Here is a 23,828-nt window from a genome sequence, read left to right as displayed (position 1 = left end):
CGCCGCGCCTGGCGCACCGCACAAGCACACCCCACCGACGAGACACCGGAAGCCAACGAGGAAACCACCCTCGTCACCGAATCCTCCTGGTCCTATCTCACCTCCGGCTACCGCCCCGGCGAAGAATTCCTAGCCGCTCAAACCCGCTATGAGATCGCACAAGAACGCCGGTTCCGTCATGAGGAAGGTGACCCAGGTGCCTGCCTCTCTGCTGACCGTTGACCAAGTTGCTGACCGGCTCCGCGTAAGCCGATGGACGGTCTACAACCTCATACGTTCCCGACAGCTTGCCTCGCTCACCGTCGGCCGCTGCCGTCGCATCACCGAAGCGGCTCTGAATGAATTCATATCCCTCCGCACTGAACAGGAAGTTGCCTGATGGCCAAGTCCAAGAAGAATGCCAATAACGAAGGCACCATCTACCAACGCAAGGATGGCCGCTGGGAAGGCAGTGCGTTCGTACTCACGAGTGACGGCACGTACAAGCGGCGGAGCGTCTACGGTCAGGACTGGGAAGAGGCACACGAGAAGCTGACCAAACTCAAGGCCAACTCTCTCGATGGCCTTCCGGTCGCCACCAGCAAAATGACGCTTAGCGCCTACTTGACGTATTGGCTGACCAATGTCGCCAAGGGCAAGGTACGCAGCACGACTTACGTCAACTACGAATCCTTGGTGCGCAATTACATCACCCCAGAGTTCGGCAGGAAGAAGCTCGCCCGGCTCGCTGCCCGCGATATCCGTTCCTTCCTGACCAAGACAGCCGCCACCTGCCAGTGCTGCGCACAGGACAAGGACAAGAACCGTCCCCAGCACAAGCAACGCTGCTGCGCCCTCGGCAAGTGCTGCAAGAAACGCCCGTCTGACCGGACCGTGCGTTTCCTGCTGGTCATCCTTCGCGCCGCCCTCCAGCACGCCGTACGCGAGGATGAGCTACCGCGCAACGTGGCCCGGAACGTACAGCTGAGCATGGGTACGAAGCGCGAGATAGAACCGCTCACAGCCACGGAAGGGCGACAACTCCTGACAGCGGCTCGGGGCAACCGGCTGTGGGCCGCGTACGAACTCGCCGTACGCATCGGTCTGCGGCGGGGCGAGGTGCTGGGGCTGCGCTGGTCGGACGTGGACCTGTACGAAGGCGTCGTCACCGTACGGCAGGCGCTTCAGCGGGTCGGCGGTGAACTGCTGATCGTCGCGCCCAAAACGCAGCGCTCTGCCCGTCGCGTGGCGCTGCCGGCCGAGTGTGTGACAGCTCTCCGTGCCCAGCGCGCCCAGCAGATCGCCGACCAGAAGGCGGCGGGCGACAACTGGAAGGGGACGGAACACGGGCTGATCTTCACGACGAAGAATGGGACTCCCATCGAGCCGCGCAACCTCAACCGCTCATTCGACGCACTGTGCACCCGTGCCGCAGTCCGTAAGGTCCGCTTCCATGACCTGCGCCACACGTGCGCGTCCCTGCTTCACGAACGGGGTGCTGACGCTCGCATGATCATGGAAGTCCTGGGCCATAGCTCGATCCGGGTGACCATGGACATCTACACCTTCGTGCGGCTCGACTCGCAGCGTTCCGCCTTCGATCGCGTCGGGGGTGCCCTGCGGGGTGACGGCAACCCATCGACCGATGACGGGGCGCGACCGGCGTCCTGACGGACGCCCCTTCGCCTCTCTGAGGCGGTTGCCGTCAAACACTGCCGTCAAGAGATACGCCAGAGGCCCCGTTCGATTTCGAACGGGGCCTCTGACCTGCTGTGCGCTCGGCAGGATTCGAACCTGCAACCTTCTGATCCGTAGTCAGATGCTCTATCCGTTAAGCTACGAGCGCTTGGCTTTCCGGCGGTTTTTCTGGCCGGTCGGCGTTGCGGGAACAACATTACATGACCTGCGCCGAGAGGCGAAATCCGAATCCCGCACCGCCGCTGACCTGGGGAAATAACCCTCTGTGGGGTGGTGGACCGCCGGGTCCGGGTTACTCGGGCCAGGAGGATTCCTCGATGACGCGAACGAAGTCCGGACGGGTGTAGCCGTCCACGAAGTGGGCGAGGACGTCGGCCTTCACGTTGCCGAAGGTGGTCTGGGGGCGGTGGGCGATGCCGTTGGTGAAGGCGCGCAGGATGCGGCGTTTGAAGTCGGGGCGGGGGTGGGCGGCGACGATCGCCTCGCGTACGTCCGCCGGGAGGTCGGCGTAGCCGATGCCCAGGACGTCGAGTTCCACACCGGCCGTGACCAGGGCGATCTCCGGGGCCATGTGGTGCGGGATCTCCGGGGTGGTGTGCAGCGCGATGCCCTCCCAGACCAGGCGGGTGCGGTCCTCCGGTACCCCGTGGGAGCTCAGGAAGCGGCGCGCCTCGTCGGCGCCGTCGATCTCGAAGCGCTGCTGCGAGGCCCGGAATTTCTCGGTCAGCCCGAGGTCGTGGAAGAGCGCCCCGACGTACAGCAGCTCCGGGTCGAAGGAGAGCCCGTGCGTACGGCCGTGGTGGGCGCCGAAGAGGTAGACGCGGTGTGAGTGGTGGTAGATCAGGTCGTCGGTGGCGTCGCGGACCAGTTCCGTGGCCTCCCGGACCAGCCGGCTGTCCGGGACGGTGATACCGGCGATATCGGTGATGTCGGTGATACCTGCGGTGTCGGCGGTGCTGAGGGGTGTGTCAGGGGTTTCCGGCGTAGCGGCCATGGTGGGCTCCCGTTCACTCGTGGAACTCCAGCCTCCCCGTAACCTCCCCCTCGCGCGCGGCCAGATCAGGACGACATCGGGAGGGCTGGAGGGCCAAATCGCGAAGAGCCCCGTCCGCGGTGCGGACGGGGCTCTCGAAGCGAGCGGAGGCTCCGGGATTTGAACCCGGGATGGGGGGTTACCCCAAACCGCATTAGCAGTGCGGCGCCATAGACCAGACTAGGCGAAGCCTCCAGCACCCCCGCGCAAGCGCGAGGTGGTGCGTGCAGATGATGACACAGGCCAGCGGCCCGTCACCAATCGGAGCCTACGGTACCGGGCGGGCGGCCGACGGGGCAAAGTCGGCGCGAGGAGCGCAACGCGCGGGCGGGAGGCGCGTTAGAGGGGGAGAGGGGCCACAGGTACATGACACCGGCCCCGTCCGGCCCCGTACTCCTGGAGTTCCACCATGTCGCTCCGCCGCCTCGTCGTCACCGCCGCCGCGCTGGTCCCTGCCGCCCTGCTCGCCTTCCCCACGGCCGCCACCGCCGCCTCCGCCGCCGCGAGCGCCCCCGTCCGGCCGCTGCCCGTGCCCGCCCCGGCCCACGACGACCACCTCACCGTCACGGTCGCGGGCGGCGGTGGCGGCGCCGACGGTACGTACGAGCTCTACTGCCACCCCGCCGGCGGCACCCACCCGCACGCGAAGGCCGCCTGCGACCAGCTCGACGGTGCGACGGTGTGGGGCACGGACCCCTTCGCGCCCGTACCGACGAACAGGATGTGCACGCAGATCTACGGCGGCCCCGAGCGGGCGCACGTGTCGGGCACTTGGGCCGGGCGGCCCGTGAACGCCGACTTCAAGCGGTCCAACGGGTGCGAGACCGCCCGCTGGAACAAGTTCTCCAGCGTGCTCGGGACGGAGCGGGGCTGACCGCGAGTCCGGCCCGGCGGTATGCCCGGCGTGCGCCCACGGCCATGGGCGCACGCCGACGCGCCCCAGCTGTACGCCGCCGCGCCCTTGCCACGCCCCGCCGTGCTCTCGCCACACGCCGTCGCACGACTGCCGTACGCCGCCACACGCCTGCCGCACTCGCGTCCCGCGCCACGCCGGCATCCGCCGTCATCCCCCGACGCGCCCGCATCCGCAGCCCGTAGACTTCCTGTCAGTGACATGGCGCGGGGCCGACGGCAGGATGGGGCCCGGGGGCGCCGGCGAAGTGCGGTAACCAGGGAGGAACGTCCGTCGTGAGCAGCAGGCCATCCCGAGGCGCTGCTCGCCTCGCAGCCATACTCGACGCCCTTCCCGACGCGCTGTTGCTGGTCAACTGCAACGGCACGGTCGTCAACGCCAACCACATCGCCCTGGAGACCTTCGAGGTCCCCGGCACCGGGCTGGTCGGCCGCGGACTCCTCGACCTGCTCCCCGACTTCGACTCCCGGCGCATCCCCGGTTCGATGCGTCGCATGGAGGAGCAGGAGGGCGAGGGCGGACGGACAAAGCCGACCCGGATGGTCGCGCGGCGTACGGACGGCACGCAGTTCCCGGTCGAGGTGACCAGCGCGAACCTGGAGGACGGCCGCACCCCGTACGCCGACCACCACCCCTACACCGGCGATGAGCTGCTGATGCTCGTCGTACGCGACCTCACCGGCACCCTCGACACCGAGGCCGAACTCGCCCGCCAGCAGCGCCAGACGGAGATGATCCTGCGCGCCGCCGCGGAGGGCGTGGTGGGCGTGGACACGGCTGGCAAGGTCGTCCTCGTCAACCCCTCCGCCGCGCAGATACTCGGCTACCGCGCCAGCGACCTCGGCGGCCGGGAGCTGCACCCCCTCATCCAGCACTCGCGCGTGGACGGGTCCCCCTTCCCGTACGAGGAGTCGGCGATCGCCGACACGCTGCGTTCCGGGCGCAAGCACCGGGTGCGCAGTCAGGTGCTGTGGGCCAAGGACGGCCGTTCGGTGGCTGTCGATCTGACGACCGCGCCGGTACGGGACGGGGACCAGCTCGTCGGGGCGGTGATGACCTTCACGGACCGGCGCGCGTACGACACGCTCGCCGAGCGCCACGCCCAGTTGCTGGCGGTGCTGGGCGAGTCGCTGCGCGGCCCGCTGGAGCAACTCCGCGCCGAGCTGGGCACGCTGGCCGCCGACCCGGCCGGGCAGCTCTGGCCCGAGGCCAACCAGGTGCTGCACCATCTGACCGCCGGTTACGCCCGGATGACCACGCTTGTCGACAACGTCCTCAGCTTCCAGCGGCTCGACGCGGGCGCCGACCGGCTGGAGCGCGAGAAGGTCTCGCTCGACACGGTCGTGGCGGCCGGCGTCGAGGGCGCGATCGAGCTGATCGGGCCGGGGCGCGCGCAGTTCGCCGTGCACGCACCGCCGATAGACGCCGAGGTGGACGCGGAACGGCTGGCGCAGGCCCTGGCCCACCTGATCGCGGACGTCGCGGGCGTCGACTCGACGGGCAACTCGCCATCGCAGTCGCACTCGCCTGCGGGCTCGGGTTCGGGTCCGGGGCCGGGAGCCGGTGTCGGGGCCGCCGACTCGACGATCGTCGTCGCCGCGGCGCAGCGCGGCGAGGTCGTACGGATCGAGGTGCGCGGCCCGTACCCGGGCGGCGACCCGGTGCACGGACCGATCGTGCGCGGCATCGTGCGCCGCCACGGCGGCGTGCTCCAGACGCACGAGGTACCGGGCGCGGCGGGCGGCAGCGCGTACGTGCTGGAGGTGCCCATCTCCGCCAAGGGCGGCCCGGTGCCCGCCGGGCCCGAGCGCTTGGCGGACCGCGAGAACGCGACCACGGTGATGCCGATGCCCGCGCAGCGGGCGCGGGGGACCGGTGCGCGTGATGGGGCGCCGAACGGTGCGAATGGCGCTAATGGTGCGGGGGGGTCCGCGCGAGTGGAAGGCGGCTTGCAGCCGCCGCGGGCGCCTCAGGACGCCCAGGGGTCTCGTGGCTCCCAGGGGCCGCACGGTGGCCAGAGGGCTCTGGGGTCCGGTGAGCAGCAGTCCCAGTCCCAGGGCGGCGGGCGGCGTGGTCGTCGGGGGCCCGAGGCGGACGACGACGGGAACGGTCCGGACGACGCTTCCGGGGGCGGCGGGGGCCAGCGCCGGCCCATCGGTCCGCAGCGGCCCGGCGGCGGCGCGGGCGGTGCCCAGCCCGGACGTGGGTACCCGCAGGGCGGCGCCGACGGTGCGGGACAGCGGCTCGGTGGGCAGCAGCCAGGCGGGCAGCAGTCCGGCAGGCCGCAGTCCAATGGCGGGAGTGGGAACGGCGGCGGGGAGGGTGCGGGCAGTCCGATGCCGCCGCACGACCGGCGCGCGGAGCGCCCTGAACACCTCGTCGGCGGCAGCCCCGCTGCTGACAACAGGCGGCACGGGTCCGCTACGGACGCGGCGGCGAACGATGCGGGAAGCAAGGCCATCGCGCGTACGACGGGCGGTGGCTCGAACGGGCCGGGGGCCGGGGCCGGGGCGGAGTCCGGGCCGGGGGACGCCGCCGGTTCCGGGCAGCTGTCCGGGGACGGTCGGCCGTACCGCCCGCAGCGGCCCGGCAGCAGCGACCCGGCGTACGGACCCGGGCCGACGCCGACGAGCGGGCAGGGCGGTCACGGGGGCCAAGGCGGTCAGGGAGGTCAGGGCGGTGGTCCCGGCGGGCAGGGTTACGGGCCGCAGGGCTCGGGGCCGGGCGCCGGTCACGTACAGCCGCCGGCCCAGCCGCAGGTGCAGGACCAGGCCCAGCCGCAGCCGACCGGGCGGCGGCGGGCGCGGCGCAGCCCGCAGGAGGAGCAGCTCGGCGCGGGTGATGCCGAAGCGCAACCGCACGGACGGCCCAATCGGCACGGCCGGGGCGGGGGTCTTGAACCGTCTGCGGAAGGGGCGGCGGACGGGCGTACTGGCCACGGTGCGCCCGGCGAGGGCGAGTTCCCCCCGCCGACCGGCCGCCGCGCCCGCCGGGACGCCGCGCAGCAGGCGCAGCAGGCACAGGAAGGCCAGCAGGCACAGCAGGAGCAGGAGCAGCCCACCGGGCGGGCCGTCTTCGCGCTGCCGCCCGCCGAGGCGGACCGCACCCCACAGTCGGGGCTGCCCAGCGCCCTCGGACCGACGCCCCCCGGCGGCCTCGCCCGACACGACGCCGGTCAGTACGGCCAAGGCCCGCACGACCAAGGTCCGCACAACGAAGGTCCGCATAACGAAGGTCCGTACGACGCGGGCCGTCAGCAGACGCCGTCCCGGTCCACGGGGCGGCGTGCCCGGCGTGCGCTCGCCGAGGCGTCGGAGCGGGCGGTTCCGGGAGAGGGCGAGAGCGAACCGGCCGCCCCGCGCGGCCCGTTCGCGCTGCCCCCGGCGGCTGCCGACCGTGCTCCTCAGCAGTTCCCGGAGGCCCAGCAGGATCAAAGGGGCCCGTTCCCTGGCCTTCCATTCCCCGGCGGCCCGTTCCCCGGCAGCCCGCTGCCCGGCGTCGGTCTGCCCGGCGGCGCGTTGCCGCAGGCTCGTTCGGCGGGTGCCGAGGGCGAGGCCAGGGGTGGTGGCGGGTCGTCCAGGCCCGAGGACGACGAGTCGTCGGCGGCCATGGCCGGTGCGCCCGGCGGTTCGGGGGTCCAGGGCGGGGGCGGCCAGGGCCCGTGGGGCGCGGGCGGTGGCGAGCAGCCCTCGGGCCGTAGGCGGGCGCGGCGGCCGTTGGCCGAGGAGCCGCGCGGGGAACGGGACGAACAGGGCGAACGAGGCAACCAGGGCGACCGGGGCGGCCACGGATCGGACGCTGCCGCGCCTTCGCTGCCCCGTCAGATGCATCCGCATCAGCAGCCTCAGCCGCTCCCCGCCGACCCCGGGTCCGACCCCAACGCCCCCGCGCAGGGCCAGGGCCAGCAGCGCTCGATCAGCGTGCGTACGCTCGGCCAGGGGGCGCCGTTCGCGCGGCAGATGGACGGCGGGCAGCGGCAGCCCACGCCCACGCAGGCCCCGACCCCAGCAGGCGGTACGTCCACGGGTTCGGGCTCAGGCTCGGGCAGGCGACGCAAACTCGGCACACCTCCGGATACGGCCGACCGCGGCGCACTCGGCGCGGACCCCACAGGCCCGCAGGGGCAACCCCACGGCCACACCCCGTCACAGCCGCACCCACAGCCTCAGCAGCCGCACCAACCGCCGCACCTCATGCACGCCTCCGAAGGCCGCGCCTACGCCATCGGAGCGCCGGACGAGGGCGCGGCCGAGGGCCCCGAACCGCTGGACGGTCCGAACGGCGCGGTCGAGGTCCACGACGAGCAACGGCCCCCGATGGACGACGAGTTGCCGCCGGAGCCACTGGACAACCCGCGCCGACTGCTCGTATGGCCGGCCCCCGATGTCACGACGCAGCAGGCGCTGAGCGACCGCGGATACCGGCCCGTCATCGTGCACTCCCGCGAGGAGGTGGACGCGCAGATCGCCGCCTACCCGGCGGCGCTGTTCGTCGACCCGCTGACCGGTCCGATCACGCGCACCGCGCTCCAGTCGCTGCGCCAGGCCGCGGTGGCCGCCGAGGTTCCGGTGCTGGTCACGGCGGGGCTGGGGCAGGCGACGCGGGAGGCCGCCTACGGCGCCGACCCGGCCGTACTCCTGAAGGCACTGGCCCCGCGCGACAGCGAGCAGCACCCGCCCCGCGTCCTGCTGATCGAGGAGCAGGAACCGATCGCGGAGGCGCTGACGAGCACGCTGGAACGGCGCGGCATGCAAGTGGGACACGCGGCGACGGACGCGGACGCGGTGGCGCTCGCGGCGCAGATCCGGCCGAACCTGGTGGTCATGGACCTGTTGCAGGTACGCCGCCGACGCGCCGGAATCGTCGACTGGCTGCGCGGAAACGGCCTGCTCAACCGCACTCCCCTCGTCGTGTACACCTCCGCCGACCTCGACCCGGCGCAGTTGCCGAGGCTCGCGTCGGGCGAGACCGTGCTCTTCCTCGCGGAGCGCTCGACGAGCGCCGAGGTGCAGGGGCGGATCGTGGACCTGCTGGCCAAGATAGGCAACAACTGAGCGCGTAAGCGCGGCCAAGAGGCCGGGTCGAGCCGGGCCAGGCCTCAGGCTTTGAGGGCTGCTCCCGGGGCCGCTACCGGCTGCTAGCCTCCGCCCTCGTGAACGACAGCGTGTATGTGGGCAATGCGGGCAAAGACGCGGCGCTGGACCGGGGATGGCTCCTCGGCCACTTCAAGGACGCCGACGACCCGCGGTACAGCGAGTCCGTAGAGATCAAGTGGGGCGTCCACCCTCCGGGCGACGAGCGCACGCGCTGGGTACGCGGCGAGGAGCGCACAGCGCTGCTGGTGCTCGTGAGGGGTCGCTTCCGCGTGGAACTCCCCGGCCGGAGCGTTCTTCTGGAGAGGGAGGGCGACTACGTGGTGTGGGGGCGCGGGGTCGACCACTCCTGGTTCGCGGAGGAGGAGTCGGTGGTGTTGACGGTGCGCTGGCCGTCTGTGCCTGGGTACGTGGCGGAGGCGGGCACGGATACAGGGGCGCGGGCGGGGCGGACGCGTCGGGACTCGGGCCCGGCCGACGGGGGATGACGGACGGGCCCGGACGATGACTGATCCATCGGAGACTGGTTGACGGGCCGGCGGGCCGGCGGGCCCGCGGGCCCGCGGGCCCGCGGGTTGACGGGCCCGCGGGTTGACGGGCTGATCGGCTCGCGGGCTGGCGGGCCAACCCGCTGACCGGCTACCCGATCTCGGTGACGTCCAGCTCCCCCGCCGCGTGCTGCCGCCTGATCACCTTCTTGTCGAACTTCCCCACCGACGTCTTCGGCACCGCCGCCACCCGCGCCCAGCGCTCCGGAAGCTGCCAGCGGGCGACGGACTCGGCGAGGAAGTCGCGCAGTTCGGAGAACTCGGCCGTGACGCCCTCCTTGAAGACGACGGTGGCCAGGGGCCGTTCGCCCCACTTCTCGTCGGGGACGGCGACGACGGCGGCCTCGGCGATGGCGGGGTGGGCCATGATCCGGTTTTCGAGTTCGACGGAGGAGATCCACTCGCCGCCGGACTTGATGACGTCCTTGGCGCGGTCGGTGAGGGTCAGATAGCCGTCGGGGGTGATCGTGCCGACGTCACCGGTACGGAGCCAGCCGTCCGGACTGAACTTGTCGTCGGGGCGGGAAGGCTCGCCGTCGACGCCCCCGAAGTACGCGCCCGCGATCCACGGCCCGCGCACCTCCAGCTCGCCGGCGGACTCGCCGTCCCAGGGCAGGAACCCGCCGTCGGGCCCCGCCAGCCGGGCCTCGACCGGGGCGGGCAGACGGCCGGCCGTGACGCGGTACGGCCAGGCCGCCTCGCCGGTCACACCGTGCGGCGGGTACGCGATGGAACCGAGCGGCGAGGTCTCCGTCATGCCCCACGCCTGCACGATCGTCAGCCCGTGGCGCTCCTCGAACGCCCGCATCATCGACGGCGGACACGCCGAACCGCCACTGACCAGCGTCTTCAGGCTCGACACGGCGCGCGGCCGGGCGTCCAGCTCGGCCAGCAGCCCCTGCCAGATGGTGGGCACGCCGGCGGTGAACGTCGGGCGCTCGGCCTCGATCATCTCGGCGAGCGGCGCCGGCTGCAGAAAGCGGTCGGGCATCAGCATCGACGCACCGGCCATGAAGGCGGCGTGCGGCAGCCCCCATGCGTTCACGTGAAACATCGGCACGACGGGAAGGCAGACGGTGGCGGGGTTCAGCCCGAACGCGTCGGCGCCGTTGACCTGGAGGGAGTGCAGGTAGATGGAACGGTGGCTGTAGACCACGCCCTTGGGTTCGCCGGTGGTGCCGGAGGTGTAGCAGAGGGCGGCGGCCTGCCGTTCGTCCAGCTCGGGCCAGTCGTACGAGGTCGGGCGGCCGGCGATCAGCTCCTCGTACTCGTGCACGGTGGCGGCGGTGCCGTCCAGTACGGAACGGTCACCGGGACCGCTGACGACCACATGCCGTACGGCCGACAGCCGCGGCAACGCCGCGGCGAGCATCGGCAGCAGACTGCCGTCCACGAGGATCACGGGGTCCGCGGCGTGGTTCGCGATCCACACCAGCTGTTCGGGGGGCAGCCGCAGGTTGAGGGTGTGGAGCACGGCACCCATGGAAGGGATGGCGAGGTACGCCTCCAGGTGCTCGCAGTTGTTCCACATGAGCGTCCCGACGACATCGGACTCACCCACTCCGAGCTCGTCGCGGAGCGCGTGCGCGAGCTGCGCGGCCCGACCGCCCACTTCGGCGAACGTGCGGCGGCGAGGTTCGGCGTCCCCGGCCCAGGTAGTCACCCGGGCCGCCCCGTGAACGGTCGACCCGTGACTCAGGATCCGCGACACCAACAGCGGTACGTCCTGCATGGTGCTCTGCATCGGGGGTGCCTCCCGGTAGCCGGTTACGCGCGAGTAGGTACCGCTGATTCTGCTGCCGTACCTGCGGTTATGTCACTACCTCGCGGGGGTCGGGGGCGGGTTTCGGGTTTTGGCGGGGGCTGGGGGTGGGCGGAGGAAGACTGGATGGTGGTGGTGCTGGGTGGGGCGGTATTGGGGGTGGGTGGGAGCGGGTTTCGTCTCGGACCCTCCGGGTCCAAGGCGCTAGCAGCGGGAGGGGAGGGGGCCGGGCTGCTGTCGGTTGGCTGGCTGTCGCCGTGTGCGTGGCTGGGGTCAGGGATGGCTCGCTGCGCTTCACCGCTGGTTGCTGCCGCGAAGTGGTCGCGGTAGGGCTTTCGGGCGGGGGTGCGTCCTGGGCTGCGGCCCAATGATCCGGCAGGGGTGGGGAGTGGGTGGCCTGGGCTGGTTCGCTGGCTGTCGCCCGGTCCTGGGGTTGAGGTCAGGGAGGGCTCCGCTGCGCTGCGCGGCCAGCCGCTGCCTTGTCGAGGGGTCTCGTTGGCTACCGGCAGGTAGGTAGGAGTTTCCATCAGGCAAAAGCGCCATACCGGGCGCGGGATCGGATGGAAACCCCAACCGGTTACCCATTCAACCTTCCAGGCCGGACATACCGGGCGCGCGAGCGTCAGAGGGGAGTTTCCACACCCTCAGCCCCCTGCCCTGGGTGCGGAAACCCTCCTCGGACAGCAACCACGACCAAGGCGCAGCGCAGCGAGCCGCACTCCCCTGCTCACTGCCGTGGATCACAGGCCCGAGCCACGAACTCACCCGCACCCGAAGGCCCCCGCGCCAACCCCATCGCGGCAGCAACCAGCAGGCAAAGCGCAGCGAGCCTTCTCTAACCCCAGCCACAACCCCGCCCGCAGTCAGCGAACCGACAGCAGCCCGGCCCCCTCCCCTCCCGCTGCTGGCGCCTTGGACCCGGAGGGTCCGAGACGAAACAAGCACCCACCCACCGGCAATACCGCCCCACCCAGCACCCTCCAGCCTCCACCCTCACGCCCCCGCCCTAACCCTCACCCGCACAAAGCAGCGTCCACCACGTTCTGAACGTCCGCAGGGCCCCGCTGGGCGGGCGGGCCGTCGGCTGTCGTCGCGACCGTGGCCGCTCGTCCGTCCGCCGTGACGCCGCCCAGCGTGTGGTAGCCGGGGATGTCGCCGCCGTGCCCCCACATCAGGCCCCCGCAGCTCAGCGGCGTGCTGATCACGCCGAGTCCGTATCGGGCGCCCGGCCACAGGCCCGGCGCCGGGACAGTGGTACGCAGCTGCGCCAACTGGGCGGGCTTCAGGAGCTTGCCGCCGAAGAGGGCGGCGAAGAAGCGGTTCAAGTCGCTTGGGGTGGAGATGAGTTGGCCTGCCGCCCAGGCCGCCGAGGGGTCCATCTTCGTTATGTTCTCCAGCCGCTCCCCAGGCTTCGCCGCGAGGTAGCCCTCGGGGTGGGCGCCCCGGATGGTCTCGTCGCCCGCGCCCGGGAAGTAGGTGTGGCGCAGCCCGACGCGCTGGATGACCCGGTGGTCGATCTCCTCGGCCAGCGGGCGGCCGGTGACCTTCTCGATGATCAGGCCGGCCACGAGGTAGTTGGTGTTGCTGTACGACCAGCCGGTGCCGGGGTTGAAGTTCGCCTTGTGGGCCAGCGCCAGGTCGAGCATGGTGCGGGGCTGTACGTACAGGTGTCGGCCCTTGCCGTTCGGGGCCTCCATGAACTGGGTGTAGTCCGGCAGCCCGCTGGTGTGCTGCAACAGTTGGCGCACCGTGATGCGGCGGCCGTCGATGCCCTCGCCCCGTACGAGGTTCGGCAGGTACTTCTCGACCGGGGCTTCGAGGTCGATCCGTCCCTCGCCGACCAGTTGCAGCGCGACCGTGGCGGTGAACGGTTTGGTGTTGCTCCCCGCCCGCACCTGCCCGTCCACCGGTGCCTTCGTCCCGGTCCTCAGGTCCACGACGCCTGCGGCGTAGTTGTGCGTACGTCCGTCCCGGCCGAGCGTGGCGGCCAGCGCGGCGGGGTAGCCGTCATCGCGCACCAGCCGGTCGAGCCCCCGCCGCACCCCGTCCCCCGGTCCGCGCGACTGCGCGTTCGCCACGGTCAGCGTGGTGCCCACAGCCAGCCCGGCAGCCACGACGACCGCCAGCGCGCCCCTCCGCCGCCGCTTGCTCCACCGCGATGCGCGGACGCTGCGAAGCCGCTGGGAATTGTCGGGCATGGGGGCACTCCTTGAACGACGGGCAATGAACGCCGGGCGACGAACGCCGGGCGACGAACGACAAGCGCTGGGCGCCAGGCGATGGACGGCGGGGGCCGACGCGTTCAGCCTCCGCCATCGCGAACGCCCGGAACATCCGACCAACCCGTCCGTTCAGGGTGTACGTAGCCCCCCGGTGCACTGGCGCCCCGTACGTACCCACAGCCCCACAGCACGCCGCGTCACATGCGTATTGCCAGCGTCACCACCGCGCCCACCGCTCCCACGGCGTTCACGGCATCCGTCGCACCCGCAGCACCCGCCGCACCCCCCACATCCGGCGCACCCTCCGTGCCCGCCGCACTCGCCCCATTAACGGCCGGAGACCCCGCCGCCCCCATCGCCCCGCCCCGTATCACCAGCCGGTCGGTCACCAACCGCGCCAGCCACAGCCCCCGGCCGGTGTGCGCGCCGTCGAGCCCCGGCAGGAGTTCGGGGACGACGGACTCCGGGAATCCGGGGCCTTCATCGGCGATGCTGCACTCCAGTTCACCGCAGCGCCGCCGCAGCGTGAGGCAGCCGCGCCCGCCGCCGTGCTCGACCGCGTTGGAGGCGATCTCGTTGACGGCCAGGACGAACTCGCCCCAGCGCGGTTCCGTGAGCCCCGCCCACGCCGCGCACTCGCCCACGGCCACCCGCAGACCTGGCAGGTCCTCGCCGGTGAATTCGCACTCCAGCAGCCACTCCTCGGCCCCGTCGCCTGCGGAGAGGTCGCAGTGTTCGGACCTCATCGCTGCCTCCCCTGGGCCGGCCCCTCACTCGGCCCTTCGCCCGTACTCTTCGGCCCTTCGCCCGTACTCTCCGGTGGTCTGCCCTCTGACATCCCGGCCGACGGCTCCACCCGCTTCTCCCCCGCCTTCTCCTCCGCCTTCTCCAACAGCATCAGACGGCGAATCGAATTCGCGCCGAGCCTGCGCAGCGTACGAGCCTGGAAGGCGTCGCACCGCACCTCCATGCGTCTCTCCTCGACGGCCCCACCGGCCACAAGCAGCAGGTCGGCGGCGCAGCCCGCGCTGAGGAAGTGCAGATCGGTGAGGATCACGACCAGCCGGCCGGCCACCGGCGTACGGGCCATCGCGGTCTTCAGCGCGGCCGTGAACTCCGTGCGGGTCGCGAGGTCCGCGTCACCGGCCAGCCGCACCATGCCGTCGGCGTGCTCCGTGTGCAGCGAGCCCAGGCGTTCCAGCAGGTTCGTGGGGTGTGCCCTGGCCATGGCGTCCAGCACCTCCCCACTGAACGCACGGCGGTCGTACGCGCAGATCTCGCTGTACGGAACGGCATGGAACAGGTGGTCCGCGTGCGTCTCGCGGTAGATCATCGTCTCGATGTCCGCCCCGAGATCCGCCACCCAGTGCATGTCGATGTACGCCCGAAACCCCTTGTAGCCCTCCCGCACGGCGCGCTCGGTCTCCGTGGTGATGCCCTCCCACTGCCGCTCCGGCGTGAACTGCTGGTGCGGGAGGATCAGCGACCGCATGCTGCTGAGCACGATCTGGCCCCTCCTCCGCGCGGCCGCCGCAGCCGGACCCCAGGCGTCCAGGCGGTCGAGGACCTCACTCTCGGGCAGCCCGGGGGCCGGGAAGAGCATCACTTTCTCGCCCAGCGTCAGCCCCGTCCACGCGAACGCGGTCAGGACGTCCCACGGCGTCTCGTCGTCCTCGTAGCTCACGAAGGCGTGGTCCCCGGGCCGCATCCGTTGTACGGGAATCACGCCGGTGCTTTCCGCGTCCCAGGCAGGCATCCGCCTTCGCCCTCTCCCGTTGGTGGCGCCGTCAGGCGGCCGGTTACGCGGAGGCTACCCAGCGGAAATGGGATGACAGGCCGATGACCTCAATACCGCCTACAACTGCCCCAAAGAGGGTCGGAAGCCACCGGGATCGGTCCGGTTCTGTTCGGTAACGGTCGTCGAGCACCGCAATATGCTCGGATCGTCAGCAGAAGCCCCACCGGGTCCGAGCGGCACCACCGGGTCCGAGGAACACCACCGGATGCGGACAGCACCACCGGGTCCGAGTAGCCCCACCGGATTCGAGGAGTACCACCGAGTTCGATCAGCACCACCGGATGCGGACAGCACCGCTGGGTTCCGACAGCCCCACCAGGGACATCGAGCCCCCGGACGTCACGCCGCCTTCACCAGCTCCGGGTCCTCCCGGAGCTTCCCCAGCGCCCGCGACACCGCACTCTTGACCGTACCCACGGACACCCCCAGCAGCTCGGCCGTCTGCGCCTCCGTCAGGTCCTCGTAATACCTGAGGACGACCATCGCCCGCTGCCGCTCCGGCAGCTTGCGCACCGCGCGCCACATCGCGTCGCGCAGCACCTGCTGCTCGGCCGGGTCCGGGGCCGGCGCCGTCTCGCGCTCCGGCAGGTCGTCGCAGGAGAACTCGTCGACCCGCCGCTTGCGCCACTGCGAGGTCCGCGTGTTCACCAGGGCCCGCCGTACGTAGCCGTCCAGCGCCCGGTGGTCCTCGATGCGTTCCCAGGCCAGGTAGGTCTTGGCCAGCGCCGTCTGGAGGAGGTCCTCGGCGTCGCACGGGTTCGAGGTCAGCGAGCGGGCGGTGCGCAGCAGCACCGGTCCGCGGGCCCGTACGTACGACGAGAACGACGGGAACACGGCAGTGGATGCGCTCGTGCACACAGGCGTGGTCATGCCTCAACGCTAGAAGCGCGCCTGTACTCGGCGGATCGCCCGAAGGTGCCGAAGAACGATCCCTCTCAGGTCGTACTGGTCGGGGTTTCCCCACCTCCTAGAGGGGGAGAGCGGTCAGGGTTCGTCAGGGTGCGCACCCCTAGCACCCGCTCCCGACCGCCCTCTCCGCCTCGTAGCCGCGATCCGCGCCCCGTCACCGGCCGGCACGCCCCCCACCATGGATGACGCGCGCAAGCCCGGATCGGATGACAACCGGACGCCACCCGATGACAGCCGGACGCCCACCCACGACACCCGGACGCCACCATCGGGCAGCAGCCGGCCATCACTGTCGTTTGATGACCGCCACCGGCGCGTCCACCAGGTTCCGGTCGATGCTCATCCGCCGGCCGCCGTGCGTCTCGCTCACATCACCCGCGTACTGGTGAATCCTGCGGTGCGGCTGCCAGGCGCCCCGGGCCAGCGACCGCTCCCCGTCGACCGACGGCGACGTGTGCCAGCGGGCGAACCACATCGCGTCGGGCAGGTCGTTCGCCCCCGCCCGCCGGGCGGCCTCCAGATGCCGTACGCCCGATTCGGCGCTGCTGTAGAAGCCGGGCAGGTACCCGAGGCCGCGCACCGCGTTGCTCCAGCCCCGGATGAACGCGAGGGTCGTACGGGCGCACCCCTTCTTGTGGAAGTTGTACGCCTCCATGTCCAGGTAGAGCGCGCTGCGCGCCGACATCGCCATCGCCTTCGCCCGGCGCACCGCGTCCCGCCCCTCGGCCTTGCCCTGGGCCCAGGCGTGGGCGCCGATGCGTACGTGCTTCTTACGGGCGCTCGCCACGCACGGCGACTGCGAGCCGACGTACAGGGGCAGCACCTGCCAGCCCATGGCGCGGGCGCCGCGCACCCAGCCGGGGCCGAGGTACGGCTGACTCGGGCAGGCCCGGCCGCGGCCCCCGTAGTAGATGCCGACGGCGCCGTACTGGGAGGAGCGCCAGGCGCGGAGGGTGGTCAGGGACGGGGCGTGGCAGGTGTCGAAGGCCCGGCCCTCGAAGACGGAGCCTCCCAGCGCGCGCGGGTCGCCTGTGGTCGCACGGGACGGGTTGGCCTTCCCCGTGCCCGTCCGTTCCGCACTCGTCCCGGTCTTGTCCCTCGTATCAGCCGCCCCTGGCTCCTCCTCGTCATCGAACATCGAGTCGATACCGGCGGTGGTGTCCGTCATCGGATCGGGGTCGTCGGCCGGTGCGACGCGCGGCGCGGCACCCGCCGGGTGCGCCCCGAGAGCGCCCGGCCGCCCCGCCACCCCCTCCGCCGAGGCGGACTCCACGCCCATACCCCCGGCCAGTGAGACGACCGTCGCCGTCAGCGCGGCGGTGTATCCGATGACGTTCGTCCGTCGGTTCAGCCGGGTCGGTCGGTTGGGTGGGGTCAGGTGGTTCGATCGAGTCGGTCGGAGCAATCGGACGGGTCGGGTGGGGCGGACCAGTCGGGAGGACCGGATCGGTCGGAGCAGGCGGAGCAATCGGGTCGGTCGGGTCGGCCGGATCAATCGGTTCATACGCCGAATAAAAGTGCCGACACCCGGTCACCGCGCGCCGAGACGCCCCGCGTTCAGCCGTCTGCCCCGAGAAGCAGCCCGGACGTGGGAACGCCCGTCCCCGCCGTGACCAGTGCCCGCGCCGCCCCCGCCACCTGGTTGACGGAGGTCCCCCGGAGCTGGCGCACCGCCTCCGCGATGCCGTTCATCCCGTGCAGGTACGCCTCGCCGAGCTGGCCCCCATGCGTGTTGAGCGGCAGCTCGCCGGCGGCCACGAACTCCGCCCCCTCCCCCGGCCCGCAGAAGCCGAACTCCTCCAGCTGCATCAGCACGAACGGAGTGAAGTGGTCGTAGAGGATGCCCACGTCGATATCGCCGGGCGCCAGTCCGCTCGTCCGCCACAGCTGCCGCGCCACCACCCCCATCTCCGGCAGCCCGGTCAGCTCGTCGCGGTAGAAGCTGGTCATCTGCTCCTGCCCGCGCCCCGCGCCCTGGGCTGCGGCGGTGATGACGGCGGGCGGGTTCGGCAGGTCGCGGGCGCGCTCCACGCTGGTCACCACGATCGCCTGGCCGCCGTCGGTCTCCTGGCAGCAGTCCAGCAGCCGCAGCGGCTCGACGATCCAGCGCGACGCCGCGTGCTCGGCGAGCGTGATCGGTTTGCCGTAGAAGTACGCGGCCGGGTTCCGCGCGGCGTGCCGGCGGTCCACCACGGCGACCTGCCCGAAGACCTCGGGTGCCAGCCCGTACGTATGCAGGTACCGCTGGGCGGCCATCGCGACCCAGGACGCCGGGGTGAGCAGCCCGAACGGCAGCGCCCAGCCGAGCGCCGCGCCCTCCGCGGACGGCTCGCGCCGCTGCACCCCCGAGCCGAAGCGCCGGCCGGAACGCTCATTGAACGCCCGGTAGCAGACGACGACCTCCGCGACCCCCGACGCGACCGCGAGCGCCGCCTGCTGCACGGTGGCGCAGGCCGCGCCGCCGCCGTAGTGCACGCGCGAGAAGAAGGACAGCTCCCCGATGCCCGCGGCCTGCGCCACGGTGATCTCGGGGCTGGTGTCCATGGTGAAGGTGACCATCCCGTCCACGTCGGCCGCCGTCAGCCCGGCGTCCGCCAGGGCCGCCCGTACGGCCTCGGCGGCGAGCGTCAGCTCACTGCGCCCGGAGTCCTTGGAGAACTCGGTCGCGCCGATGCCGACGACCGCGGCCTTCCCGCCGAGCGTGTCGGCGCGGCTCGCACTCATGCGGCACCGCCGTCGCGAGCTCCGCCGTCGCGGGCACCGCCGTCACGGGCTCCGCCGTCACGGGCATCGGCGTCGCGGGCACCGCAGTCGTCGCCATCACCGTCCCGAGCACCGCCGCCCCCAGCACCGCCCTCGCGGGCATCACCGAGGAGTACGGTCGCGGTGCCCGTGACATGGTGGCCGATCCCGTTCCGGCCGCGCACCGCCACCGACACGGCCTCCCCGGCCACGTCCGTCACCTCGCCGGTCAGCACCATCTCGTCCCCCGGATAGTTCGGCGCGCCGAGCCGGATCGCGACCTTCCGCAGGACGGCGTCCGGCCCGAAGTAGTCGGTCAGATAGCGGCCGACCAGACCATTCGTGGTCAGGATGTTCATGAAGATGTCCGGGGAACCCTTCTCCCTGGCCGCCTCGGTGTCGTGGTGCACGTCCTGGTAGTCGCGGGAGGCGATGGCGCCCGCGACAATGAGGGTGCGCGTGACGGGGATGCGCAGCGGGGGCAGCAGATCGCCCGTACGGGCCGCCCGCCTCCGCCCCGTATCCGTAATCCCCGTCGTCTCCGTCTCCCTCTCCGTCTCCGACTCCGTCTCCGCCTCCCGGGACGCGCCCGTACGCGCCTCAGCGCCCACATCTCGGCTGTTCACGCCGCCTCCTCGGTCAGCAACTCGCCCAGTTCGGCGAGGAGTTCAGGGGCGGAGCCGAGATAGGAGTCGAGCTGGCGGCCCCAGAGAAAGTGCCGGTGCACGGGGTGGTCGAGGTCCGCGCCCATGCCTCCGTGCAGGTGCTGCCCCGCGTGCACGACGCGCTTCCCCGCCTCCGACGCCCACCACGCGGCGGTGAGCGCGTGCGTACGGGCGGGCAGAGCCTCGTCGTGGCGCCAGGCCGCCTCGTAGGCGGTCACCCGTATCGCCTCGGTGTCCATATAGGCGTCGGCGGCCCGTAGCATCACGCCCTGGTTGGCGGCGAGCGGCCGCCCGAACTGCTCGCGCGTCGTGGTGTATTCGACCGCCCGCGCCAGCGAACCGGCGCACACCCCGGCCTGCAATCCGGCGAAGGCGGTACGGGCCACCGACAGGACGGACCCGCAGGTGTCCGCGTCCCCGAGCCGTTCGGCGGGCGTCGCGGCCAGGGTCAGCCGCCCGGCCGACCAGGGCGCGGTGAGCTCCACGGGTTCCACGGAACCCGCCGCGACCACCTCCGCCAGGAAGCACCCGGTCTCCGCGCCACCCGGCAGCCGGGCCGGTACGAGTACGTGCGTCGCCTCGCGCAGCCACGGCACGGCGGGGAAGGAGCCGGTGAGCCGCCAGCCGCCGCCCTCGCCCCGCACCGCGGAAGCCGCGCGCGGCGGGAACGCCCCGGCCGCCACCAGCGTCCCGTCCCGCAGCCCCGGCAGCAGCCGCGCCCGCTGCTCGTCCGTGCCGTGCGCGGCGACCGGCAGCAGCCCGTACGCGCAGGTCGCCGCGTACGGGACCTGCGCCGTCGTCCGCCCCTGCTCCTCCAGCAGCAGTACGAGCCCGAGCAGGCCCACCTCCTCCACGGCGCCCGGCAGCCCGGACGCGCAGAGGGTTTTCCACAGCGCAGGGTCGCAGCCCGTGCCCGCGGCCTTGAGCCGTTCGTGGGTCGACAGATCGCCGAAGATCGACGCGGCCAGCTCGCGCGCGGCCTGCTGCTCCGGCGTGGGGGTGAAGTCCATGTCAGCGGCCCTTCCCGGCCGTGGCCGCGTCGCCGGAACCGTCCATGCCGGATCTGCCCGTGCCGGAACCGTCCGTGCCGGAACCGTCCGTGCCGGAACCGTCCGTGCCGGATCTGTCCGTGCCGGATCTGTCCGTGCCGGATACCCATGCACCAACCCCGTCCGCGTCGCCCCCACCCGTCGCGCGGAAGACGGGAAGCGTCAACTCCGCGTCCACGCGCAGGAACTCCAGCTCCACCGGCATCCCGATGCGCACCTTGTCGTACGGCACCCCGGTGACGTTGCTGATCATCCGCACCCCTTCCGCCAGCTCGATCAGGCCGACCGCGTACGGCGGGTCGAAGGCCGGGAAGGGCGGGTGGTGCATGACGACGTACGAGTAGACGGTGCCCGCGCCGGACGCCTCGAACGCCGTCCAGTGCGCCGAGCCGCAGCTTCCGCACCCCGGCAGCCAGGGGAAACGCGGCGTCCCGCAGGAGTCGCAGCGCTGAATGAGCAGCTTGCCGTCCGCGACGCCGTCCCAGAACCCGGCGTTGTCGCGGTTGACGACGGGCCGGGGGCGAAGGGCTCCTGCCCCTCCCCCCGCTTCCTTCTCAGCGGACCGCTCCTCAGAACGCTGCGCGGCCGGAGCGTACTTGAGGACCCGGAAGCGGTGGGTGCCCGCCGTCTCGCCGTCGACGCGTACGTCCATGCGCGTCGTGATGAAGTACCCCGTGCCCAGCTTCGTCGTCTTGCGCGGCGACACGGATTCGATCACCGCGTCGAAGGTGACCCGGTCACCGGGGCGCAGCGGGCGCAGATACTCCTGCTCGCTGTCGGTGGCGACGATCGAGGTGTAACCGGCGTCCTCCAGGAGCGCGAACAGCTCGTCGTACACGCCCGTGCGGCCGGCGTTCCCCGACAGCCCGCCCATCGTCCAGACCTGCAACATCGTGGCCGGGGCGGTCGCGGGGTAGGCGGGGCTGGTGTCGCCCATCGCCTCGCACCAGTGCCTGATCATGGGCTCGTTGACGGGGTCCTTGCCGACGCCCGAGTTGGCGGCGGCCCGCCCTTCATAGGCCCGCAAACGCTCGTACAGCCCGTCCGCCTCTTGCTCGCCGGACGCCCCAGGGCCCGGCCCCGTGGCCCGACCCGTGCTCGTGCCCGTACGCGCGCCCGTCACCGCTCGCCTCCCCGCTGCCCGCCGTGCGCCGCCGCCCCCGAGCTTGAAGCCGCCTCCGCGCCCGTACGCTCCGCAGCCGCCTCCCCCGTCTCCCGCGACCGTTCCGGTGACCGCTCCGGTGACCGCTCTGATGACCGCTCTGATGACCGCTCCCGCAAGGGTTCCCGGCGCGGTCCCTTCCGCATCCCGAGCCGCATCATGGCGAGGATCTCGCGCTGCACCTCGCTCACTCCGCCGCCGAAGGTGTTGATCTGCGCGGCGCGGTTCATCCGCTCCAGTTCGCCGTCGGCGGCGGGGCCGCCCCCGAACGCACCCGGGGACCCGGCCCGTATCAGCCCGGTCTCCCCCACCGCCTCCTGGCACATCCGGTACACCTCCACCGCGCTCTCGGTACCCAGGAACTTCACGCCGCTCGCGTCCCCGGGGCTGAGCGTGCCCGCGCCGACGTCGTCGACCAGCCGCCAGTTGAGCAGCCGCGTCGCCGCCAGCCGCGCGTGCGCCTCCGCGAGCCGGGCCCGGACCCAGGGCTGGTCGGCGGGGCGGCGGCCGGTGTCCGGGTCGGTCGTACGGGCGTGGGCGAGGGCCGCCTCGTAGAAGTCCTCGGCCTGCGAGCCGATGGCGGCCAGGGCGACGCGCTCGTGGTTGAGCTGGTTGGTGATCAGTCCCCAGCCGGCGTTCTCCTCGCCGACGAGGTTGGCGGCGGGCGCCCGGACCGCGTCGTAGTAGGTCGCGGTGGTGGTGAGCCCGCCGACGGTCTCGATGGGAGTCCAGGAGAAGCCGGGGACGTCGGTCGGCACCAGGATGATGGAGATGTCCCGGTGCTTCGCCGCCTCGGGGTCCGTACGGCAGGCGAGCCAGATCCAGTCGGCGTTCTGGGCGTTGCTGGTGAAAACCTTGCTGCCGTCGATGAGCCAGTCCGCACCGTCCCGGACGGCTCTGGTCCGCAGCGAGGCGAGGTCGGTGCCCGCGTCCGGCTCCGTGTAGCCGATGGCGAAGACGGTCTCGCCCCGCAGGATGCGCGGCAGGAAGTACTCCTTCTGGCGCGCGGTCCCGTACTTCATCAGGGTCGGGCCGACGGTGTTGAGCGTGACCATCGAAACGGGGGCGTCCGCCCGGTACGCCTCGTCGAAGAAGACGAACTGCTCGTCGGGGCCCCGCCCTTGACCGCCGTACTCCTTGGGCCAGCCGATCCCGAGCAGGCCGTCCGCGCCGATGCGCCGCAGCAGCCGGCGCTGCTCGGCCGCGTCGTCGGGCGGGCCGCCGGGCGGCAGCAGGTCGCGGAAGTACGCGCGGAGCTCGGCGCGCAGCCGCTGCTGGGCGGGGGTGGGGGCGAGGTGCACGGGCGCGGACCTCCGCTGGGCGGGAATCAGGGTTTCTGACTGTCCGTCAGATTCCTGACGCCTGTCAAGGTCCGTGCACGACAGCCGCCGACGACCGACTCCGCCGAACCGTTCCCGCACGCGAACTCCCGTAAGCGAACTCCCTTACGCGGACATGCCGCACGCGGACGCGCCGCACGCAGACGCGCCGCGCGGAGACGCTCCGCACACAGACGCGCCGTACGCAGCCATCCCATACGCGATCAGCCCATACTCATCCAGCCCGCGCACAAAAAAGGCGGTCGCGCGGAAGCACCGGAGTGCCGCCGCGCGACCGTCAGACCTCAACCGCTCTCCTCGACTCTCATCGAGTCATCGGCTCACCACAGCTTGGTGAAGTTGACGGCGGTGTTGTCCTGGTCGATCGCCGTGAAGGCGGAGCCGTTGACGCTCGCGGTGTTGTTCTGGTTGGACGCGCCGCTACCCGTGGCGACCTGCTGGGTCGTCGTGGAGTTGCCGAGGTTGTTGCCTCCGACGCCGCTGCCCACGACACCGGCGACCGCCGAGTTCGAGCCCCTGCCGGCGAGGGCGCCGTTGTCCGCCTGGGCGACACCGGTGAAGAGCGCGGCGGCCAGCGGGAGAGCGGCGACAGCAGCGAGAACGCGGACGGTGCGGGTGCTTACCATGTCTATTCCTCCAGGAATGTGCAACTGCTGCTTGGTAGCGCCAGGCGGTTGGCCGACTGCCTCGGCGGGGTACGACGTCGCGGACCCAGAGTTGCCCACCGAATCCCCGGCGAACCAGTCGCCTAGGGCCGATTCGCTCGCAAGGGGAATGAATCCGCGTCAAACCTCCACTGCGCCCCCAACCCTTCGCACGCCCCTCCAGCCGCGCCAGCACCCCTGGCCCCATCTGCGGAAAAGCGTTCAGACGCACTTTCAGCAAATGTAGATATAGCCATCACGCCCCTCCCTT

General features: G+C 71.8%; 17 protein-coding genes, 2 tRNA genes and 2 pseudogenes. 6 read left to right on the top strand and 15 right to left on the bottom strand.

Features of this window, described 5'->3' with window-relative positions:
* The 3 genes and pseudogenes from AB0I22_RS37285 to AB0I22_RS37275 all read left to right on the top strand — a co-directional run.
* Nucleotides 1-222, top strand: a pseudogene (locus tag AB0I22_RS37285) (hypothetical protein); the annotation flags it as partial.
* Nucleotides 149-379 carry a helix-turn-helix domain-containing protein gene (locus tag AB0I22_RS37280; RefSeq protein ID WP_363135469.1) on the top strand — a complete coding sequence of 77 codons (231 nt, stop codon included), beginning with the start codon at nucleotides 149-151 and terminating at the stop codon, nucleotides 377-379. The pseudogene AB0I22_RS37285 and the gene AB0I22_RS37280, both read left to right, overlap by 74 nt.
* Nucleotides 379-1,650: a site-specific integrase gene (locus AB0I22_RS37275; RefSeq protein ID WP_363135468.1), complete on the top strand. Its 1,272-nt coding sequence runs from the start codon at nucleotides 379-381 to the stop codon at nucleotides 1,648-1,650. The genes AB0I22_RS37280 and AB0I22_RS37275 overlap by 1 nt, the downstream gene beginning before the upstream one ends.
* Before the next feature lie 102 nt (nucleotides 1,651-1,752).
* Here the strand turns inward: AB0I22_RS37275 and AB0I22_RS37270 are convergent.
* The 3 genes from AB0I22_RS37270 to AB0I22_RS37260 form a co-directional block, all read right to left on the bottom strand.
* Nucleotides 1,753-1,825, bottom strand: a tRNA-Arg gene (locus AB0I22_RS37270).
* A gap of 144 nt (nucleotides 1,826-1,969) precedes the next feature.
* Entirely contained in the window at nucleotides 1,970-2,671 is a 702-nt protein-coding gene (locus tag AB0I22_RS37265) for an HD domain-containing protein (RefSeq protein ID WP_363135466.1), read from the bottom strand.
* A 144-nt stretch (nucleotides 2,672-2,815) separates the two neighbouring features.
* A tRNA-Ser gene (locus AB0I22_RS37260) sits at nucleotides 2,816-2,905 on the bottom strand.
* Nucleotides 2,906-3,119: 214 nt separating this feature from the next.
* Between AB0I22_RS37260 and AB0I22_RS37255 the strand changes: the two genes are divergently transcribed.
* From AB0I22_RS37255 to AB0I22_RS37245, 3 genes are all read left to right on the top strand, one after another.
* Nucleotides 3,120-3,584 carry an SSI family serine proteinase inhibitor gene (locus tag AB0I22_RS37255; RefSeq protein WP_363135465.1) on the top strand — a complete coding sequence of 155 codons (465 nt, stop codon included), beginning with the start codon at nucleotides 3,120-3,122 and terminating at the stop codon, nucleotides 3,582-3,584.
* Between the two features lie 314 nt (nucleotides 3,585-3,898).
* A complete protein-coding gene (locus AB0I22_RS37250; protein ID WP_363135464.1) occupies nucleotides 3,899-8,677 on the top strand; it encodes a PAS domain-containing protein in 4,779 nt (1,592 codons plus the stop codon).
* Nucleotides 8,678-8,775: 98 nt separating this feature from the next.
* Nucleotides 8,776-9,204, top strand: a complete 429-nt coding sequence (locus tag AB0I22_RS37245) for a signal peptidase I (protein WP_363135463.1) — start codon at nucleotides 8,776-8,778, stop codon at nucleotides 9,202-9,204.
* Between the two features lie 151 nt (nucleotides 9,205-9,355).
* On the opposite strand, the gene AB0I22_RS37240 is transcribed toward AB0I22_RS37245, so the two are convergent.
* The 12 genes and pseudogenes from AB0I22_RS37240 to AB0I22_RS37185 all read right to left on the bottom strand — a co-directional run bounded on the left by AB0I22_RS37240 (nucleotide 9,356) and on the right by AB0I22_RS37185 (nucleotide 23,539).
* Nucleotides 9,356-11,008 carry a long-chain fatty acid--CoA ligase gene (locus AB0I22_RS37240; protein ID WP_363135462.1) on the bottom strand — a complete coding sequence of 551 codons (1,653 nt, stop codon included), beginning with the start codon at nucleotides 11,006-11,008 and terminating at the stop codon, nucleotides 9,356-9,358.
* A 1,031-nt stretch (nucleotides 11,009-12,039) separates the two neighbouring features.
* A complete protein-coding gene (locus tag AB0I22_RS37235; RefSeq protein ID WP_363135461.1) occupies nucleotides 12,040-13,224 on the bottom strand; it encodes a serine hydrolase domain-containing protein in 1,185 nt (394 codons plus the stop codon).
* A gap of 221 nt (nucleotides 13,225-13,445) precedes the next feature.
* Entirely contained in the window at nucleotides 13,446-13,994 is a 549-nt protein-coding gene (locus tag AB0I22_RS37230) for an ATP-binding protein (protein ID WP_363135460.1), read from the bottom strand.
* Entirely contained in the window at nucleotides 13,991-14,932 is a 942-nt protein-coding gene (locus AB0I22_RS37225) for an MEDS domain-containing protein (RefSeq protein WP_363135459.1), read from the bottom strand. The genes AB0I22_RS37230 and AB0I22_RS37225 overlap by 4 nt, the downstream gene beginning before the upstream one ends.
* Before the next feature lie 453 nt (nucleotides 14,933-15,385).
* Nucleotides 15,386-15,916: a SigE family RNA polymerase sigma factor gene (locus tag AB0I22_RS37220; RefSeq protein ID WP_030892764.1), complete on the bottom strand. Its 531-nt coding sequence runs from the start codon at nucleotides 15,914-15,916 to the stop codon at nucleotides 15,386-15,388.
* Between the two features lie 325 nt (nucleotides 15,917-16,241).
* The gene (locus AB0I22_RS37215) at nucleotides 16,242-17,228 is read right to left on the bottom strand and encodes a DUF1906 domain-containing protein (protein ID WP_363135458.1); all 987 of its coding nucleotides are present in this window, start codon (nucleotides 17,226-17,228) and stop codon (nucleotides 16,242-16,244) included.
* A 284-nt stretch (nucleotides 17,229-17,512) separates the two neighbouring features.
* Entirely contained in the window at nucleotides 17,513-18,679 is a 1,167-nt protein-coding gene (locus tag AB0I22_RS37210; RefSeq protein WP_363135457.1) for a lipid-transfer protein, read from the bottom strand.
* A gap of 137 nt (nucleotides 18,680-18,816) precedes the next feature.
* Nucleotides 18,817-19,227 (bottom strand): annotated as a pseudogene (locus tag AB0I22_RS37205) (MaoC family dehydratase); the annotation flags it as partial.
* Nucleotides 19,228-19,319: 92 nt separating this feature from the next.
* Entirely contained in the window at nucleotides 19,320-20,372 is a 1,053-nt protein-coding gene (locus AB0I22_RS37200; RefSeq protein ID WP_363135456.1) for an acyl-CoA dehydrogenase family protein, read from the bottom strand.
* Between the two features lies 1 nt (nucleotide 20,373).
* Nucleotides 20,374-21,450 (bottom strand): bifunctional MaoC family dehydratase N-terminal/OB-fold nucleic acid binding domain-containing protein, encoded by a 1,077-nt coding sequence (locus tag AB0I22_RS37195; protein ID WP_363135470.1) that lies wholly within the window; start codon nucleotides 21,448-21,450, stop codon nucleotides 20,374-20,376.
* An 80-nt stretch (nucleotides 21,451-21,530) separates the two neighbouring features.
* The gene (locus tag AB0I22_RS37190) at nucleotides 21,531-22,874 is read right to left on the bottom strand and encodes an acyl-CoA dehydrogenase family protein (RefSeq protein ID WP_363135455.1); all 1,344 of its coding nucleotides are present in this window, start codon (nucleotides 22,872-22,874) and stop codon (nucleotides 21,531-21,533) included.
* A 359-nt stretch (nucleotides 22,875-23,233) separates the two neighbouring features.
* Nucleotides 23,234-23,539 (bottom strand): hypothetical protein, encoded by a 306-nt coding sequence (locus AB0I22_RS37185; RefSeq protein ID WP_363135454.1) that lies wholly within the window; start codon nucleotides 23,537-23,539, stop codon nucleotides 23,234-23,236.
* Between the last annotated feature and the right edge of the window lie 289 nt (nucleotides 23,540-23,828).

The sequence above is a fragment of the Streptomyces sp. NPDC050610 genome (assembly GCF_040654875.1).
Lineage (GTDB): Bacteria > Actinomycetota > Actinomycetes > Streptomycetales > Streptomycetaceae > Streptomyces.
This window is presented reverse-complemented; position numbering and strand designations above follow the sequence as displayed.

What these genes read in the sequence shown, in the direction of transcription:
- AB0I22_RS37280 (WP_363135469.1), top strand. Translation starts at nt 149, where the DNA reads ATGAGATCGCACAAGAACGCCGGTTCCGTCATGAGGAAGGTGACCCAG.
- AB0I22_RS37200 (WP_363135456.1), bottom strand. Translation starts at nt 20,372, where the DNA reads ATGGACTTCACCCCCACGCCGGAGCAGCAGGCCGCGCGCGAGCTGGCC.
- AB0I22_RS37220 (WP_030892764.1), bottom strand. Translation starts at nt 15,916, where the DNA reads ATGACCACGCCTGTGTGCACGAGCGCATCCACTGCCGTGTTCCCGTCG.
- AB0I22_RS37265 (WP_363135466.1), bottom strand. Translation starts at nt 2,671, where the DNA reads ATGGCCGCTACGCCGGAAACCCCTGACACACCCCTCAGCACCGCCGAC.
- AB0I22_RS37185 (WP_363135454.1), bottom strand. Translation starts at nt 23,539, where the DNA reads ATGGTAAGCACCCGCACCGTCCGCGTTCTCGCTGCTGTCGCCGCTCTC.
- AB0I22_RS37230 (WP_363135460.1), bottom strand. Translation starts at nt 13,994, where the DNA reads ATGAGGTCCGAACACTGCGACCTCTCCGCAGGCGACGGGGCCGAGGAG.
- AB0I22_RS37275 (WP_363135468.1), top strand. Translation starts at nt 379, where the DNA reads ATGGCCAAGTCCAAGAAGAATGCCAATAACGAAGGCACCATCTACCAA.
- AB0I22_RS37240 (WP_363135462.1), bottom strand. Translation starts at nt 11,008, where the DNA reads ATGCAGAGCACCATGCAGGACGTACCGCTGTTGGTGTCGCGGATCCTG.
- AB0I22_RS37255 (WP_363135465.1), top strand. Translation starts at nt 3,120, where the DNA reads ATGTCGCTCCGCCGCCTCGTCGTCACCGCCGCCGCGCTGGTCCCTGCC.
- AB0I22_RS37235 (WP_363135461.1), bottom strand. Translation starts at nt 13,224, where the DNA reads ATGCCCGACAATTCCCAGCGGCTTCGCAGCGTCCGCGCATCGCGGTGG.
- AB0I22_RS37210 (WP_363135457.1), bottom strand. Translation starts at nt 18,679, where the DNA reads ATGAGTGCGAGCCGCGCCGACACGCTCGGCGGGAAGGCCGCGGTCGTC.